The organism is Stenotrophomonas capsici, assembly GCF_034961085.1.
GTDB classification, from domain to species: domain Bacteria; phylum Pseudomonadota; class Gammaproteobacteria; order Xanthomonadales; family Xanthomonadaceae; genus Stenotrophomonas; species Stenotrophomonas capsici.
On record NZ_JAYFUH010000260.1, the window covers coordinates 48605 to 62526 of the forward strand.

Sequence of the window (13922 nt, forward strand, 5' to 3'; positions counted from 1 at the left end):
CCGCCGCAGACGGATGAAACCTGCATGTCCCCACGTTCAAAGCGCTCACTGACAGCTCTCCTGCTGTTGGCCGCCACCTGCGCCGGCAGCGCCCAGGCCGGCACCTCGCACACCCCCGACCGACAGGTCCCGGGCGTCTATCACCAAACAATCGGCTCGCTGCGGATCACCGCGCTGTTCGACGGCACCGTGGCGCTGGGCCGACAGGAAATGGCCGGCGTGGACACCGCGACCGTCACCCGACTGCTGGACCACCGCTACGTCCCGGAGAATGATCAGGGCCTGCAGACGGCGGTCAATGCCTTCCTGATCCAGAACGGCAATCACCTCACGCTGATCGACACCGGCACCGCCCAATGCTTCGGCCCGGGGCTGGGCCAGGTACTGGGCAATCTGCGCGCCGCCGGTTACGACCCGGCCGAAGTCGATGAGGTATTGCTGACCCACGCGCACCCGGACCATATGTGCGGGCTGCTCGACGCCGACGGCAAACCGGCCTATCCGACCGCCACGGTCTGGCTGTCACGCGCCGATGCCGACTACTGGCTGGACCCAGCCAGCGAGACCGCCGCACCGAAGCGCGTGCAGGCCGCGTTCCCGCTCGCCCGCAAGGCCGTCGCCCCGTACGCGGCCAGCGGCCGCCTGCATCGCTTCGTACCGGCCGATACTCTGCCCGCCGGTATCAGCGCACTGGACAGCCACGGTCATACGCCCGGCCACACCTCCTACAACGTGGACGCAGGCAACGGCCAGCAACTGCTGGTGTGGGGCGATCTGGTGCATTTCCATGCCGTGCAGTTCGCCCGCCCCGACGTGTCCTTCGAGGCGGACAGCAATCCCGAAGCGGCCATCGCCAGCCGCCGTCGCATGCTGGCCGAGGCCGCCGACAAGGGATGGTGGGTCGCCGGTGCGCACCTGCCTTTCCCGGGCCTGGGCCACGTCCGCCGTGAAGGCGAGGCCTACGCCTGGGTACCGGCCGAGTTCTCGCCGCTCTCGCCGCTGACACCGTGACACACCGGCCCAGCCCCCTCGCTTCCGCACCGCGAGGGCCATGACCGGCCCCTTACCTTCCGCACGACGAAGGGCATGACCGGCCCCTCCCTTTCGCACAGCGAAGGAACACGACTGGCTCCCTCCCTTTCGCGCAGCGAAGGGGAGGGCTGGGGAGGGGCGCCTTGGCGGAAACCACCGCCCGGCAGCACCGGGCCGCGCGGCGGCGGCACTGCCGATGGCCTACGTGCCGGGCAGGGCTCAGCCCTGCGGGACCGGCGCTTCCTCGGCCGGCGGGTTCAACCCCAGCCAACCACCGATGATCGTGCGGGCTTCTTCCACGCCCTGCTTCGACTCACCGGAGAACACCTGCACGCTGACCGTATCGCCGAACTTGGCGTGCAGCTCCTTGCGCACCTTCTGCAGCGTCTGGCCCTGCTGGCCACGGCCGAGCTTGTCGGCCTTGGTCAGCAGCGCGTGCGCGGGCAGGCCGCGCTGCACCGCGTAACCCAGCATCTGCAGGTCGTATTCCTTCAGCGGGTGACGGATGTCCATCACCACCACCAGCCCCTTCAGGGCATTGCGGGTGCGGAAGTATTTGTCGATGAAAGCCTGCCAGTGCGCCTGCAGTTCCAGCGGCACCTTGGCGTAGCCATAGCCGGGCAGGTCGACCAGATGCGCCTCGGGCGTGATCTGGAAGAACACCAGCTGCTGGGTGCGGCCCGGTGTCTTGGAGACGCGGGCCAGGGCGTTCTGGCGGGTCAGGGCGTTGAGGGCGCTGGACTTGCCGGCGTTGGAGCGGCCGGCGAAAGCCACTTCGGCCCCTTCGTCGTCCGGCAATTGCCGGGCATTGTGGGCAGAGAGCAGGTAACGGGCGCGTTCGATGAGCTGTGACATGCGCATAGGATCGCATGTTGCGGTGCCGCGCGTGGTTCACGCTGCCCTGCAGCACCGCCCTGCCCCGACTTTTTTGCTGCACTGCTTCGTTGACCCTGCCGCAAAACGGCGTTGATAATCCGACCGATGCCGGCGCACAGCCCCGCCCGGCCGGTCCACACGGAGCTTCCGCATGCGCCATGCTCGTGTTCTTGCCGTTACCGCGTTAGTCGTTCCCGTCATTGCCGCTGTTGCCTTTGCCCAGAGTTCGGTCGTCCCGGTCCCGGACAACGCGCCGGTGCAGACCGCCTCGCTGGAGGTCGATTTCAGCAAGACCAAGCCCGGCGACGCCAAGGCCGGCGAAGCCAAGGCCTCCACCTGCGCCGCCTGCCATGGCGCCGACGGCAACTCCGCGGTGGAGATCTACCCCCGCCTGGCCGGCCAGAGCGAGCGCTACATCGCCAAGGAAATGGCCCTGATCGCCAACGGCCAGCGCAACGAAGGCGCGGTCGCGGCGATGCTGCCCTTCGTTCAGGGCCTGACCCCGCAGGACATGCGTGACATCGGCGCGTTCTTCGCCACCCAGAAGCCCGGTGCCGGCGTGGCCGACGATGCCGCCGTCGCCGAGGGCCCGTATGCCGGCATGAAGTTCTTCGAGATCGGCCAGAAGCTCTACCGCGGCGGCGACGCCAGCCGCAACATCCCGGCCTGCATGGCCTGCCACGGCCCCACCGGTGCCGGCAATCCCGGCCCGGCCTACCCGCATATCGGCGGCCAGCACGCCGGCTACGTGGCCCAGCGCCTGCAGCGCTACCAGTCCGGCCAGACCCAAGAAACCAACGCGGCCCAGTTCAGGATCATGCAGCAGGTCAGCCATGCGCTCACCGAGCAGGAGATCCAGGCGCTGGCCAGCTACATCCAGGGCCTGCATGATCGGGCTTCGGACGCCAAGGTGGTCGCCGCCGCCTCGCAACCCTGACCCTGCCGGTCGCTCCGGCGACCCGGCAACTGCACGATACGCAGACACGCCGGCCGCAAGGTCGGCGTCGCTTTTTCCACTGGAGACTCCCCCATGACGTTGTTCCCCCGCCTGATCCTGCTGTTGTGTGCCCTGCTCCCCCTGGCCGCCTGCGCGGCCAGCAATGCCACCCCGGTCGAGGGCCAGGACTACGAGCTGATCGGGCAGCCCGGCCCGTTCGCACCGCTGGCCGGCAAGATCGAGGTGGTCGAAGTGTTCGGCTACACCTGCCCGCATTGCGCCCACTTCGAGCCGCAGCTGGAAGCCTGGGCCGCCAAGCTCCCGGCCGACGTGCGCTTCACCCCGGTACCGGGCGCGTTCGGCGGCTATTGGGATGCCTACGCCCGCGCCTTCTACGCCGCCGAGCAGGTGGGCGTGCTCAAGCGCAGCCATGCCGACGTGTTCAAGGCCCTGCATGAGCAGCGCAGCCTGCCGGTCCAGAATGTCTCGCCCAGCGAACTGGCCAACTTCTACGCCAGCTACGGCGTGCAGCCGGACCGCTTCATCGAGGCCCTGCGCAGCGAGGCGGTCGAGCAGAAGGTCCGCAATGCCCGGACCTTCGCCCAGCGCGTACGCGTCCCGGGCACCCCGGCGCTGATCGTCAACGGCAAGTACCTGGTGCGGGGCGCGACCTTCGATGACCAGCTGCGCATCGCCAGCGCCCTGATCGCCCGCGAACGCGCCGGCGGCGGCAGGGCCCGCTGAGACATTGCGATCCATGGCTGGACCGATCTGCCGGTTCAGCCAAGCCTGTCGATAATGGCATCATGCGAGCGCCGGCCGCGACGCTGCGGCCTGAATGCATCCAAGAATCCCGCTGGAGATCCCACCCGATGAAGATCCGCTTCGCCCTGGCCCTGACGGCCCTGCTTCCGTTGATGGTTGCCTGCAAAGCCCAGGACGGTACCGCCGACACCACCGCCCCGGCCACCACTCCGGCAGCCCAGACCACCCCGGAAGCGGCCCCGGCCGCCACCGAAGCCGCTCCGGCCAGCGAGGCCGCCCCGGCCGACGCTGCCGCCAACACCCCGGTGCCGGCACCGGCGCGTCCGGTCGGCCCCGAGCCGGTGGCAGGCACCGACTACGTCGCCATCGAAGGCGGCCAGCCGTTCCAGCCGGCCACCGGCAAGGTCGAGGTGACCGAGATCTTCGGCTACGTCTGCCCGGCCTGCGCCCGCTTCCAGCCGCTGGTGAACTCCTGGAAGGCCGGCCTGCCGGCTGACGTGAACTTCGTCTATGTCCCGGCCGCCTTCGGCAGCATGTGGGACAACTACGCCCGCGCCTTCTATGCCGCCGAAACCCTGGGCGTGCAGGAAAAGACCCATGACGCGCTGTACTCGGCCATCCACATCGAGCAGACCCTGAAGGGCGAGCGCGGCATGGACACCCCGGAAGACATCGCCAACTTCTACGCCAAGTACGGCGTGCAGCCGAAGACCTTCACCGACACCATGGCCAGCTTCTCGGTGGCCGCCAAGGTCAACCGCGCCAAGCAGTTCGCCCAGCGCAGCAAGATCAGCGGCACCCCGTCGCTGATCGTCAACGGCAAGTACCTGGTCAAGGGCAAGAGCTATGAAGACATGCTCCGCATCGCCGACCACCTGATCGCGCGCGAACGCGCCGCCAACGCCCAGTAAGGACACCAGGGCCTCGGAAACGGGGCCCTTGGTTTTGCACGTCGTGAAATCCCAGACCCAGACATTGCGGTTGCTGACGGCCAACATCCAGGCCGGCTCCAGTACCCGCCGCTACAGCGACTACGTCACCCGCAGTTGGTCCCACGCCCTGCCCGCCGGACAGAAGCGCTCCAGCCTGGACGCCATCGCCAAGCTGGCCAGTGGCCGCGACATCGTGGGCCTGCAGGAAGCCGACCCCGGCAGCCTGCGCTCGGGCTTCACCAACCAGACCCATTACCTGGCCGAGCGGGCCGGCTTCAATTACTGGAGCCACCAGCCGAACCGGCGCATGGGCGGCGTCGCTTCCAGCGCCAATGGACTGCTCAGCCGGCTGGAGCCGGTCGAAGTGCAGGACCATGCCCTGCCCGGCCGCCTCGGCGGGCGCGGCGTGCTGGTCGCCCGCTTCGGTGACGGCGACCAGGGCCTGACCGTGGCGGTGGCGCACCTGTCGCTGGGCATGGCCTCGCGCCTGTCGCAGCTGGACTTCATCTCCGACCTGCTGTCCGACCTGCCCAATGCCGTACTGATGGGCGATTTCAACTGCATGGCCGACCGGCCCGAGATGCGCGTGCTGTACCACAAGACCCGCTTGCAGCCGCCCAGCTGCAACGTGCTGACCTTCCCGAGCTGGGGGCCGGACCGTGCCATCGACCACATCCTGCTCACCGACAACCTGAAGATGGTCGACACCCGCGCGGTCGCCGCGGCGCACTCGGACCACCTGGCGGTGGAAATGGAAGTCCAGGTCCCGGGCGAGAGCCTGCGCTGAGGCCGGGCAACGCGGCAACGAAACGAACGAAACGAAGGCCGGCATTGCCGGCCTTCGTCATTTCATGGCGGTTCCCGCCGGCATCGGCGGGCCTGTCCGCGTGCGCCACCCCGCCTGCTCAGCGCACGAAGCTGATCCGCTGCATGTGCGCGTTGCTGGCATCGGCCAGCACCTGCGCCATCACCTCGTACTGCGCGTCGGGCGAAGCGTCGATCCGCAGCTCCGGCAGGTTGCCGGCATGCGCCTGCGCCTGTTCCTGCAGTTGCGCCTGCAGCGTGGCGCGGCCGATCGGCTGCCCGTTCCAGAACAACTGGTTGCCGGCATCCACGCGCAGCTCGATCGGCGGCGGTGGATCCGGGCGCGGGACCAACCGCTCGCTGCGCTGCGGCAGGTCGACCGGGATGGGAACGGCCACCATCGGCGCGGTGACGATGAAGATGATCAAGAGCACCAGCATCACGTCCACCAGCGGGGTGACGTTGATGTCGGCCAACGGACGTCCGGAATTGCCTGCCGCACTGAATGCCATGTCCAGTTCCCCGGGGCGAGGCCGGTTGCCTCGGATCCAACGCTACGCCGCTGCCGGAGCAATGCCATCGCGGTTGGCCTGCCCGTTCAGCCCACGTTGGCGTGAGGAGGCCGGTTCCATTCATCCACCAGTTGGAATGTCGCTCGGTCGTTGACGCCGCGGTCGGTATCCTTCGGCCATGAAGCATTTTTTCCTGACGCCACTGGCCGCCCTTTCCCTGCTGACCGGCTTTGCCGCCTGCGCACAGAACCTTGATGCCCAGCGCGCGACGATGCGCAGCGCCATCGACAACGCCGAACGCGGCCAGTTCGATGCCAATGCCGCCGCCAGCCTGCGCAATCACCCGCTGTACGGCTGGCTGGAGTACAGCGCCCTGCGTCGTAACATCGACACCTTGGGCACGCCGCAGGCGCAGGACTTCCTCAAGCGCTACCAGGGCCAGGCGGTGGCCGAGACCTTCCGTGCCGCCTGGCTGCCGGCGCTGGCCCGCCGCCAGGATTGGCCGACCCTGTTGGCCAACTGGAAACCCGGCAACGATGCCGGCCTGCGTTGCGCCGAACTCAACGCCCGCCAGGCCACCGGCAAGGCCGACGCACAATGGACCAGCGATGCGCAGGCGTTGTGGCGCAGCAGCGGCAAATCGCTGCCCGATGCCTGCGACCCGGTGTTCGCGGTGCTCGCCAGCCGCGGCGGCCTGTCACCGGCGCTGCGTTGGGAACGCATCGATGCGGCCGCCGATGCCCAGCAACCGGCGGTGATGCGCGCCGCCGCACGTGGCCTGCCGGCCGCCGAGTTGGCCCAGGCCAATGACTACGCCGCCTTCGTCGACAAGCCCGACGCCCGCGCACTGAACTGGCCGAAGAACGAGCGCAGCCGCCGCATCGCCACCGACGGCCTGCAGCGGCTGGCCAAGGCCGACCCCGGCGCCGCCGAGCAGCAGTTGCCACAGTACGCGCAGGCGCTGGGATTGAGCGCCGAACAGCAGGGCCAGGTGCTGTATGAGATCGCACTGTGGACGGTGGCCTCCTACCTGCCGGATTCGGCACGCCGGCTGGCCGCGGTGCCCGAATCGGCCTACGACGAACGCCTGCACGAATGGCGCACCCGCGAAGCCATGGCCCGCGGCGACTGGCCGGCGGCATTGGCGGCCATCCGCAAGATGCCGGCGACGCAGCGCAATGATTCGCGCTGGCGCTGGTTCGAGGGCCGGCTGCTGGAGAAGACCGGCCGTCCCGGCGAAGCCACCGCGCTGTACCGTGCCGCCGCCACCGAACCGACGTTCCACGGCTTCCTGGCCGCCGACAAGCTCAAGCAACCCTACGCGCTGTGCCCGTGGAACCCCGGCGACAGCGCACAGGCCAAGGCAACGGTGGCACGTGACCCGGCACTGGTCCGTGCGATCGAACTGTTCAAGATCGAACGCCCAACCTGGGCCGCGCGCGAGTGGGCCGATGCGCTGACCCGCTTCGATGACACCCAGCGCCGTCTGGCCGTGGAAGTGGCCAGCACCAACGGCTGGTTCGACCGCGCCGTGTTCGCGCTCAAGGGCGCGCAGGAACAGCGCCTGTACACGCTGCGCTTCCCGCTGCACCACGACGACACCATCCGCCGCGAAGCCAGTCGCAATGCGCTGGACCCGGCCTGGGTGGCCGCCGAGATCCGTGCCGAGAGCATCTTCAACCCGAAGGCGCGCTCGCCGGCCAATGCCATGGGCCTGATGCAGGTGCTGCCGGCCACCGGTGCCAGCGTCGCCAGGAGCATTGGCATGAGCGGCTACGGCGGTGCGGCCAGCCTGTACGACTCGGACACCAACATCACCCTGGGCACCGCCTATCTGCGCCAGTTGATGGACAAGTACGGCGGCCAGCCGTACGTCACCATCGCCGCCTACAACGCCGGCCCCACCCCGACCGCGCGTTGGCAGACCCAGCGCCCCAACTACGACCCGGATTTCTGGATCGAGACGATCAGCTACAAGGAAACCCGCGAGTACGTGGCGCGCGTACTGGCCTTCAGCGTCATCTACGACTGGCGCCTCAACGGCAACGCGTTGACCCTGAGCGACCGCATGGTCGGCAAGGTCGACGGGGCACGCAAGACATTCACCTGCCCCACGCCCTGACCAACGCCGCGTGGCCAAGTGCAGCCATGCGGCGCTGAAGCGTTGCCCTGGAGTCCTGCCGGGCACGGCCCGGCACTACCGTTGACGCGCCCTGCGCCGCATCATGTCGGCATGAAGATCTATCTTGTAGGCGGCGCGGTCCGCGACGCACTGCTCGGCCAGCCGGCCGGTGACCGTGACTGGGTGGTGGTCGGCGCCACGCAATCGGACATGGAAGCGCGCGGCTTCAAGGCCGTGGGCAAGGATTTCCCGGTGTTCCTGCACCCGGACAGCGGCGAGGAATACGCGCTGGCACGTACCGAACGCAAATCCGGGCGCGGCTACCGTGGCTTCGTGGTCGACGCCGACCCGTCGGTGACGCTGGAAGAAGACCTGCAACGCCGCGACTTCACCATCAACGCCATCGCCCGCGACGAGACCACCGGTGAGCTGGTCGACCCCTGGGGTGGCGTGCGCGACATCGAGCGGCGCGTGCTGCGCCACGTCGGCCCGGCCTTCATCGAAGATCCGCTGCGGGTGCTGCGCGCGGCCCGTTTCATGGCCCGCTTCGCACCGCTGGGTTTCACCCTGGCCCCCGAAACCGCCGAATTGATGCGGCAGATGGCCGCCAGCGGCGAACTCGACGCGCTGGCGCCTGAGCGCATCTGGCAGGAGCTGCGCCGCACCCTGGCCCTGCCACGGCCCTCCGCGTTCCTGCGCTGCCTGCACGATACCGGCGCACTGAAGGCGATCCTGCCCGAACTCGATGCGCTGTACGGCGTGCCGCAGCGCGCCGAATTCCACCCGGAAGTGGACACCGGCATCCACCAGGAAATGGTCAGCGACATGGCCGCGCGGCTGGCGCCGGGCGACGACCTGATCGGCTTCGCCGCGCTCACCCATGACCTGGGCAAGGCGCTCACGCCCAGCGACGAACTGCCGCGCCACATCATGCATGAGCAGCGCGGGCTCAAGCCGTTGGCGGCACTGTGCGAGCGCCTGAAGGTCCCGACCGATCATCGCCAACTCGCCGAAGCGGTGTGCCGTGAGCACCTCAACGTGCACCGCATCGATGAACTGCGCGATGCCACCGTGCTCGAGCTGATCCAGCGCTGCGATGGCTTCCGCCGCCCCGAGCGGATCGCACAGATCGCACTGGCCTGCGAATGCGACAAGCGGGGCCGCCTCGGCTTCGAGGACAGCGGCTATCCGCAGGGCCAGACGCTGCAGCGCCTGCACGCCGCCGCATTGGCGATCAACGCCCGCGACATCGCCACCGCAGGCCTGCAGGGCCCGGCGATCGGTGAAGCATTGAAGAAGGCGCGCGTCAACGCGATCCACAACGCTCGCTGACGCACGGCCCGAGGCACTGCCTTTACCGGTGCCCGCCAATGCGAAGAAGAATCGTGGACGCAGCGGCACTGCCTGCAAGCTGTCGGACCGCGACGGACGAGCTCAATGCGAGCCGTTGCCGTGTGGCTGCACCGCCACCGCAACGGCTGGCTTCTCCCTGCATGCCGGCTGCTGCAACAACCAATGCTCGGCCAACCGCAAGGTCTCGGCATCATCGGCCGCCGCCACATCCGGCGGGATGCGCGAGCCATCGCCCACGCTGTTGCGGTCCTTCATCACCGAGCCGGTGAGCAGCAGCAGGCTGCCATCGACCAGTTGCACCGGACTGTTGCCGGTTGAATAGCCGGCCGTGGGATGCCCGAAACTGCGAGTGTCCGGGCGGCCACGGAATGCCAGCACGATCGCTTCCCCGGAACTGGCGGTGCGCCCGGACTGCAGCACCGCTACCGGCGCATCCGGATGCTTGAGCACATAGGCGCTTGCGCCCAGGCTGATACGCACCTGGTCATCGTTCCAGACCGCATCGTTTCGATAGCCCCAGGCCTGCAGGCCGTCACCGGTATCAAACGTGCCAACCTGCTGCCCGGGATCGCCGCCGCCGTGCAACAGCGGACCAACGCCGAGCAGCATCGGCCACATGTTGCCGCCCGTGTTACCGCGCAGATCGACGATCCAGCCACAACGGCTGCCATCGTCCTGCGAGCGGATCTCCGCCTGCAGGCCCTGCGCCCATTGGCGATCACGGGCGAACCGGTCGGCCCGTGGAAGGGAGCGATCGGTAGCGTAGGGGCCAACGTTGACCCGGCCCAATCGGGGGTTCTGCATCTGCGCCGCTGCCGCCGGCAGTGCTGCGGACGCGCTCTTCGTCGCGTCAGTGGTACTGCCCTGCGGCGTCCTCATCGCAGCCTGCCGCTCCACCGATATCCACTTGCCATGCCCCGCGGAGGAACGCCTGATCGCATCGGCCAGCAAGTCCTCCTGGCGACTGGGGTCCGAGGTCGCTGCCAGATCCGCGCGCAGCTTGGCCCAATCGACCTTGTCCCGATACAACGCGCCACGCTCCAGCAATCCCAGCATCTGTTGCTGCGCGGCAGGCGTGGGGGCCTGCGCCATTGCCCCGCCCGCCACCATCGTGCCGACCAGCGCAACCAACGCTGCTTCCTTGATCATCTTCCGCATTGCCCCGCTCCCTGGATCAAGCCTCGGCCAAGCCTAGGAGCCCGGCAGGTGTCCGGCAAGCCGCCCATGGGAAAAATGCCCAGCGGCGGCGGCGACGCGCCAAGCTGTGACGCGCGCCATCCCATCACCCGCGGTAGTCCCTGAATGATCGGGAGTACCCAGGCAATACCATCGCTCAGATCTTCAGATAGATCTTCCGCCGGTCCATCCATGCCATCGGCAGCCACCACAGCGCGACGAACACCAATGCCATCGCCAGCGACGCGCCCTGCGCGCCGGCCAGCGGCGTGATCCAGCGCTCGAATACGTGCGTGTACAGCCAGCCCCAGCTGCCGGTGGCCATCATCGCCAGCACCATCGCCGAGGAGCCGGCGTAGGCGGTGATCGCGTTGACGCCGAAGCGTCGGCCCAGCGCAGGCCAATGGCGGATATCGATCAGCACGTGCGCCAGCCACAAGGCCGCGAACGCCCAGCCCGCGGTCCACAGCACGTAGGGGGGTGTCCACAGGTTCTTGTTGAACGGCAGCCACATCGACCACACCGCGCCCAGCGCCAACAGCACGCCCGCACCCGGCAGCAGGCGCGCGGGGCGTGTACGCAGCAATGCACCGGCCTGCAGGCCGATCAGCGTCGATGCCAGTGCGCCCAATGTCGACAGCAGGCCTTCCGGATCGTGGCCGTGGCCGGTGACCGGGTCGTATTGGTACAGCAGCGAACCGAACAGCGCGGTGTCCACGCGGCTGGGCAGGTTGAGCCACGGCGCCAATGAACCGCCCGCGGCCAGCAACAGCGCGTAGCCCGCCAGCAGGCCGAACAGGCACAGCCAATGGGCGCGCGGTCGCAGCCAGATCGCGGCCATGCCCGCCACCGCGAAACAGATGCCGATCCGCTGCAGCACGCCCCACGGCCGGTAGTGGGCCAGGTCCAGCCACCACCAGGCCAGCAGGTGCAGCAGCAGGCCCAGGCCAAGGATGCGCAGTGCGCGCACCAGCACCGTGCGGCTCAGCGCCGCGCGGTCGGCGCCCTGCTCCACCCGTGGCACCACGCCCAGCGCGATCGACACGCCGACGATCACCAGGAAGAACGGGAACACCAGGTCGGTCGGCGTGCAACCGTTCCACTCCGAATGCAGCAGCGGCGCGAATACATGCCCCCAGCTGCCGGGGTTGTTGACCAGCAGCATCGCGGCCACGGTGAGGCCACGCAGGGCATCCACCGAGGCATAACGCAGGGGTTTGCTCATGGCGATCAGGCCTGTTCGGGTTGACCGGCAATCCAGGTGGCCCGCACCTGCAGGGCCTCATCCAGCAACACGAAGTCCGCCGCGTAGCCGACGGCGATATGCCCGTACCGCTCGCCCAGGCCAATGAACCGGGCCGGGTAGGTCGAAGCCATGCGCGAGGCTTCTGCCAGCGGCAGGCCCAGCAACTGCACGGTGTTGCGCACGGCCGTGGCCATGTCCAATGCCGAGCCCGCCAGCGAGCCGGCGGCATTGCGCACCACGCCATCGACGGCGGTGATCACCTCCCCGTACAGCTCGAAGGCCGGGCTGTCCGAGCCGACCATCGGCATCGCATCGGTCACCAGGAACACCTTGCCGCGCGGCTTGGCCGCCAAGGCCACGCGCAGGCTGGCCGGGTGCACGTGCACGCCGTCGACGATTACGCCACACCAGCTGTGGGGGTCCTCCAGCGCGGCACCGACGGTGCCGGGGTCACGCCCCTGCAACGGTGACATCGCGTTGTACAGGTGGGTGAAGCCGCTGACACCGGCATCCAGCCCGGCACGGATTTCCTCGTAGGTCGCCGCGGTGTGGCCGGCCGCGACGATGGCGCCGTTGGCGACCATCTGGCGGATGGTTTCCACCGGCACGCGCTCGGGTGCCAGCGTGATCAGGGTGACGCCGTTGTCCAGCGCGGTGGCCATGCGCACTTCATCGGCATCGGGCACGCGGAACTTGCCGGCATCGTGCGTGCCCTTGCGGGCCGGCGCGATGTACGGGCCTTCCAGGTGGATGCCAAGCACGCCGGGCACCTTGGCGGCGATGGCGTCGCGGGTGGCCTGCACCGCGCGCGCCATCACCTCGGCGTCGTCGCTGATCAGCGTCGGCAGCATGCCGGTGGTGCCGAACCGGCGGTGGCCGGACATCATCGTGCGCAGCGCATCGACGTCGGTCTGGTTGTTGAACAGCGCGCCACCGCCGCCGTTGACCTGCACGTCGATGAAGCCCGGCATCAGCCAGCCACCGCCCAGATCGACCTGGACATCGGCCGCCTGCAGCGACGCGTCGTCATCGGCGAGCACCGCGACGATGCGGCCGTCCTCCACCACCACCGCGACGTCGTCGCGGAAGTCCTCGCCGGCAAGGATCCGGCCGTTGCGCAGTACGGTGTTCATCAGACCGTTTCCGTGACCTTGTTCAGGTGCGGCGGCAAATCCGGATTGTGGCCACGGCGCAGGGCCAGCGCGTTGATGGCCCGGTAGAAGCTCTGGATGGTGAGCAGCGGCGCGCACAGCGGGTGCGGCGCGACCACGGTCGGCAGGCTGCCGCCTTCGCCGGCCAGCCACACCTGCGCGCCACGCGCGGCGAACTCCTCGGCCACGGCGCGGGTGCCACTGCCGGTTTCATCCGGCTGGGCGAAGGCCAGCACCGGGAAGTCGCGGCCGACCAGCGCCATCGGGCCGTGCTTCACTTCCGCCGAGCTGTAGCCCTCGGCGTGCAGGCCACAGGTTTCCTTGAACTTGAGCGCGGCCTCCTGCGCGGCGGCCAGGCCCGGGCCGCGGCCCAGCACGAACAGGTTGTGGGCATCGACCAGGCCATCGGTCAGCGCGGTCCAGTCGCATTCCCAGGCCTGGGACATGGCGGCCGGCAGGGCGTCGAGCGAAGCGATCAGCGCCGGATCGTTCTTCCAGTAAGCGCCGAGCTGCAGGATCGCGGCCAGCGAGGCCAGGTAGCTCTTGGTCGCCGCGACGCTGCGCTCGGCACCGGCGCCCAGCGGGATCACCGTGTCGGCCAGCTGCGCCAGCGGCGAATCCTCGACGTTGACCAGCGCCACCACGCGCGCGCCGCCGGCCTTGGCGGCCTCGGTGTTGCGCAGCAGGTCCGGGCTCTTGCCCGACTGCGAAATCACGATGTACAGCGCGCCGCGCACCTGCAGCGGCGCTTCGTAGACCGAGCCCACCGACGGCGACGCCGAGGCCGTCACCAGGCCCAGCTGGGTCTCGAACAGGTACTTGCCGTAGGTTGCCGCGTGATCGGAACTGCCGCGTGCGCAGGTGACCACGAACGGCGGCGGGTTCTGCCGCAGGTCGTTGGCCAGTGCCTGGACCACCTCGCGGTTGCGCGCGAACTGGGCGGCGATGACCGAGGCGCTTTGCGCGGCCTCGTTGAACATCAGGGTTTGCGTCTCACTCGGCAGTGCCATGGATCG

13 protein-coding genes are annotated in these 13922 nt (G+C 68.8%); 7 read left to right on the plus strand and 6 right to left on the minus strand.

Going from position 1 to position 13922, the window contains the following annotated elements:
- Positions 1-24: 24 nt before the first annotated feature.
- Positions 25-1011, plus strand: coding sequence for an MBL fold metallo-hydrolase (locus VA603_RS18725; RefSeq protein WP_323439730.1), 987 nt, complete (start codon positions 25-27; stop codon positions 1009-1011).
- Positions 1012-1251: 240 nt separating this feature from the next.
- On the opposite strand, the gene yihA is transcribed toward VA603_RS18725, so the two are convergent.
- A complete protein-coding gene (gene yihA, locus VA603_RS18730; protein ID WP_323439731.1) occupies positions 1252-1887 on the minus strand; it encodes a ribosome biogenesis GTP-binding protein YihA/YsxC in 636 nt (211 codons plus the stop codon).
- Positions 1888-2059: 172 nt separating this feature from the next.
- On the opposite strand from yihA, the gene VA603_RS18735 reads away from it, so the two are divergent.
- The 4 genes from VA603_RS18735 (at position 2060) to VA603_RS18750 (ending at position 5329) form a co-directional block, all read left to right on the plus strand.
- The gene (locus VA603_RS18735; RefSeq protein ID WP_323439732.1) at positions 2060-2845 is read left to right on the plus strand and encodes a c-type cytochrome; all 786 of its coding nucleotides are present in this window, start codon (positions 2060-2062) and stop codon (positions 2843-2845) included.
- Between the two features lie 93 nt (positions 2846-2938).
- Positions 2939-3589, plus strand: a complete 651-nt coding sequence (locus VA603_RS18740) for a thiol:disulfide interchange protein DsbA/DsbL (protein ID WP_132865639.1) — start codon at positions 2939-2941, stop codon at positions 3587-3589.
- A 128-nt stretch (positions 3590-3717) separates the two neighbouring features.
- Positions 3718-4521 carry a thiol:disulfide interchange protein DsbA/DsbL gene (locus VA603_RS18745; RefSeq protein WP_132865640.1) on the plus strand — a complete coding sequence of 268 codons (804 nt, stop codon included), beginning with the start codon at positions 3718-3720 and terminating at the stop codon, positions 4519-4521.
- 70 nt (positions 4522-4591) lie between these two features.
- A complete protein-coding gene (locus VA603_RS18750) occupies positions 4592-5329 on the plus strand; it encodes an endonuclease/exonuclease/phosphatase family protein (RefSeq protein ID WP_132866222.1) in 738 nt (245 codons plus the stop codon).
- Positions 5330-5447: 118 nt separating this feature from the next.
- Here VA603_RS18750 and VA603_RS18755 read toward each other — a convergent pair whose 3' ends face one another.
- Complete coding sequence (locus tag VA603_RS18755; protein ID WP_323439733.1) at positions 5448-5858, minus strand: ExbD/TolR family protein; 411 nt, start codon at positions 5856-5858, stop codon at positions 5448-5450.
- Positions 5859-6036: 178 nt separating this feature from the next.
- On the opposite strand from VA603_RS18755, the gene VA603_RS18760 reads away from it, so the two are divergent.
- Together VA603_RS18760 and VA603_RS18765 are read left to right on the plus strand one after the other, a co-directional pair.
- Positions 6037-7980 (plus strand): transglycosylase SLT domain-containing protein, encoded by a 1944-nt coding sequence (locus VA603_RS18760; protein WP_323439734.1) that lies wholly within the window; start codon positions 6037-6039, stop codon positions 7978-7980.
- 111 nt (positions 7981-8091) lie between these two features.
- Positions 8092-9312, plus strand: coding sequence for a multifunctional CCA addition/repair protein (locus VA603_RS18765; RefSeq protein ID WP_323439735.1), 1221 nt, complete (start codon positions 8092-8094; stop codon positions 9310-9312).
- Positions 9313-9414: 102 nt separating this feature from the next.
- Here VA603_RS18765 and VA603_RS18770 read toward each other — a convergent pair whose 3' ends face one another.
- The 4 genes from VA603_RS18770 to VA603_RS18785 all read right to left on the minus strand — a co-directional run bounded on the left by VA603_RS18770 (position 9415) and on the right by VA603_RS18785 (position 13916).
- Positions 9415-10491, minus strand: a complete 1077-nt coding sequence (locus VA603_RS18770) for a S41 family peptidase (protein WP_132865643.1) — start codon at positions 10489-10491, stop codon at positions 9415-9417.
- Positions 10492-10666: 175 nt separating this feature from the next.
- Positions 10667-11740 carry an acyltransferase family protein gene (locus tag VA603_RS18775; protein ID WP_425603754.1) on the minus strand — a complete coding sequence of 358 codons (1074 nt, stop codon included), beginning with the start codon at positions 11738-11740 and terminating at the stop codon, positions 10667-10669.
- Complete coding sequence (gene nagA, locus VA603_RS18780; RefSeq protein ID WP_323439737.1) at positions 11740-12888, minus strand: N-acetylglucosamine-6-phosphate deacetylase; 1149 nt, start codon at positions 12886-12888, stop codon at positions 11740-11742. The genes VA603_RS18775 and nagA overlap by 1 nt, the downstream gene beginning before the upstream one ends.
- Complete coding sequence (locus VA603_RS18785; RefSeq protein ID WP_132865646.1) at positions 12888-13916, minus strand: SIS domain-containing protein; 1029 nt, start codon at positions 13914-13916, stop codon at positions 12888-12890. Before VA603_RS18785 ends, nagA begins: the two co-directional genes overlap by 1 nt.
- Positions 13917-13922: the final 6 nt, after the last annotated feature.

Coding starts and splice junctions, on each gene's coding strand:
- VA603_RS18725 (WP_323439730.1), top strand. CDS start 25: ATGTCCCCACGTTCAAAGCGCTCACTGACAGCTCTCCTGCTGTTGGCC.
- yihA (WP_323439731.1), bottom strand. CDS start 1,887: ATGTCACAGCTCATCGAACGCGCCCGTTACCTGCTCTCTGCCCACAAT.
- VA603_RS18735 (WP_323439732.1), top strand. CDS start 2,060: ATGCGCCATGCTCGTGTTCTTGCCGTTACCGCGTTAGTCGTTCCCGTC.
- VA603_RS18740 (WP_132865639.1), top strand. CDS start 2,939: ATGACGTTGTTCCCCCGCCTGATCCTGCTGTTGTGTGCCCTGCTCCCC.
- VA603_RS18745 (WP_132865640.1), top strand. CDS start 3,718: ATGAAGATCCGCTTCGCCCTGGCCCTGACGGCCCTGCTTCCGTTGATG.
- VA603_RS18755 (WP_323439733.1), bottom strand. CDS start 5,858: ATGGCATTCAGTGCGGCAGGCAATTCCGGACGTCCGTTGGCCGACATC.
- VA603_RS18760 (WP_323439734.1), top strand. CDS start 6,037: ATGAAGCATTTTTTCCTGACGCCACTGGCCGCCCTTTCCCTGCTGACC.
- VA603_RS18765 (WP_323439735.1), top strand. CDS start 8,092: ATGAAGATCTATCTTGTAGGCGGCGCGGTCCGCGACGCACTGCTCGGC.
- VA603_RS18770 (WP_132865643.1), bottom strand. CDS start 10,491: ATGCGGAAGATGATCAAGGAAGCAGCGTTGGTTGCGCTGGTCGGCACG.
- nagA (WP_323439737.1), bottom strand. CDS start 12,888: ATGAACACCGTACTGCGCAACGGCCGGATCCTTGCCGGCGAGGACTTC.
- VA603_RS18785 (WP_132865646.1), bottom strand. CDS start 13,916: ATGGCACTGCCGAGTGAGACGCAAACCCTGATGTTCAACGAGGCCGCG.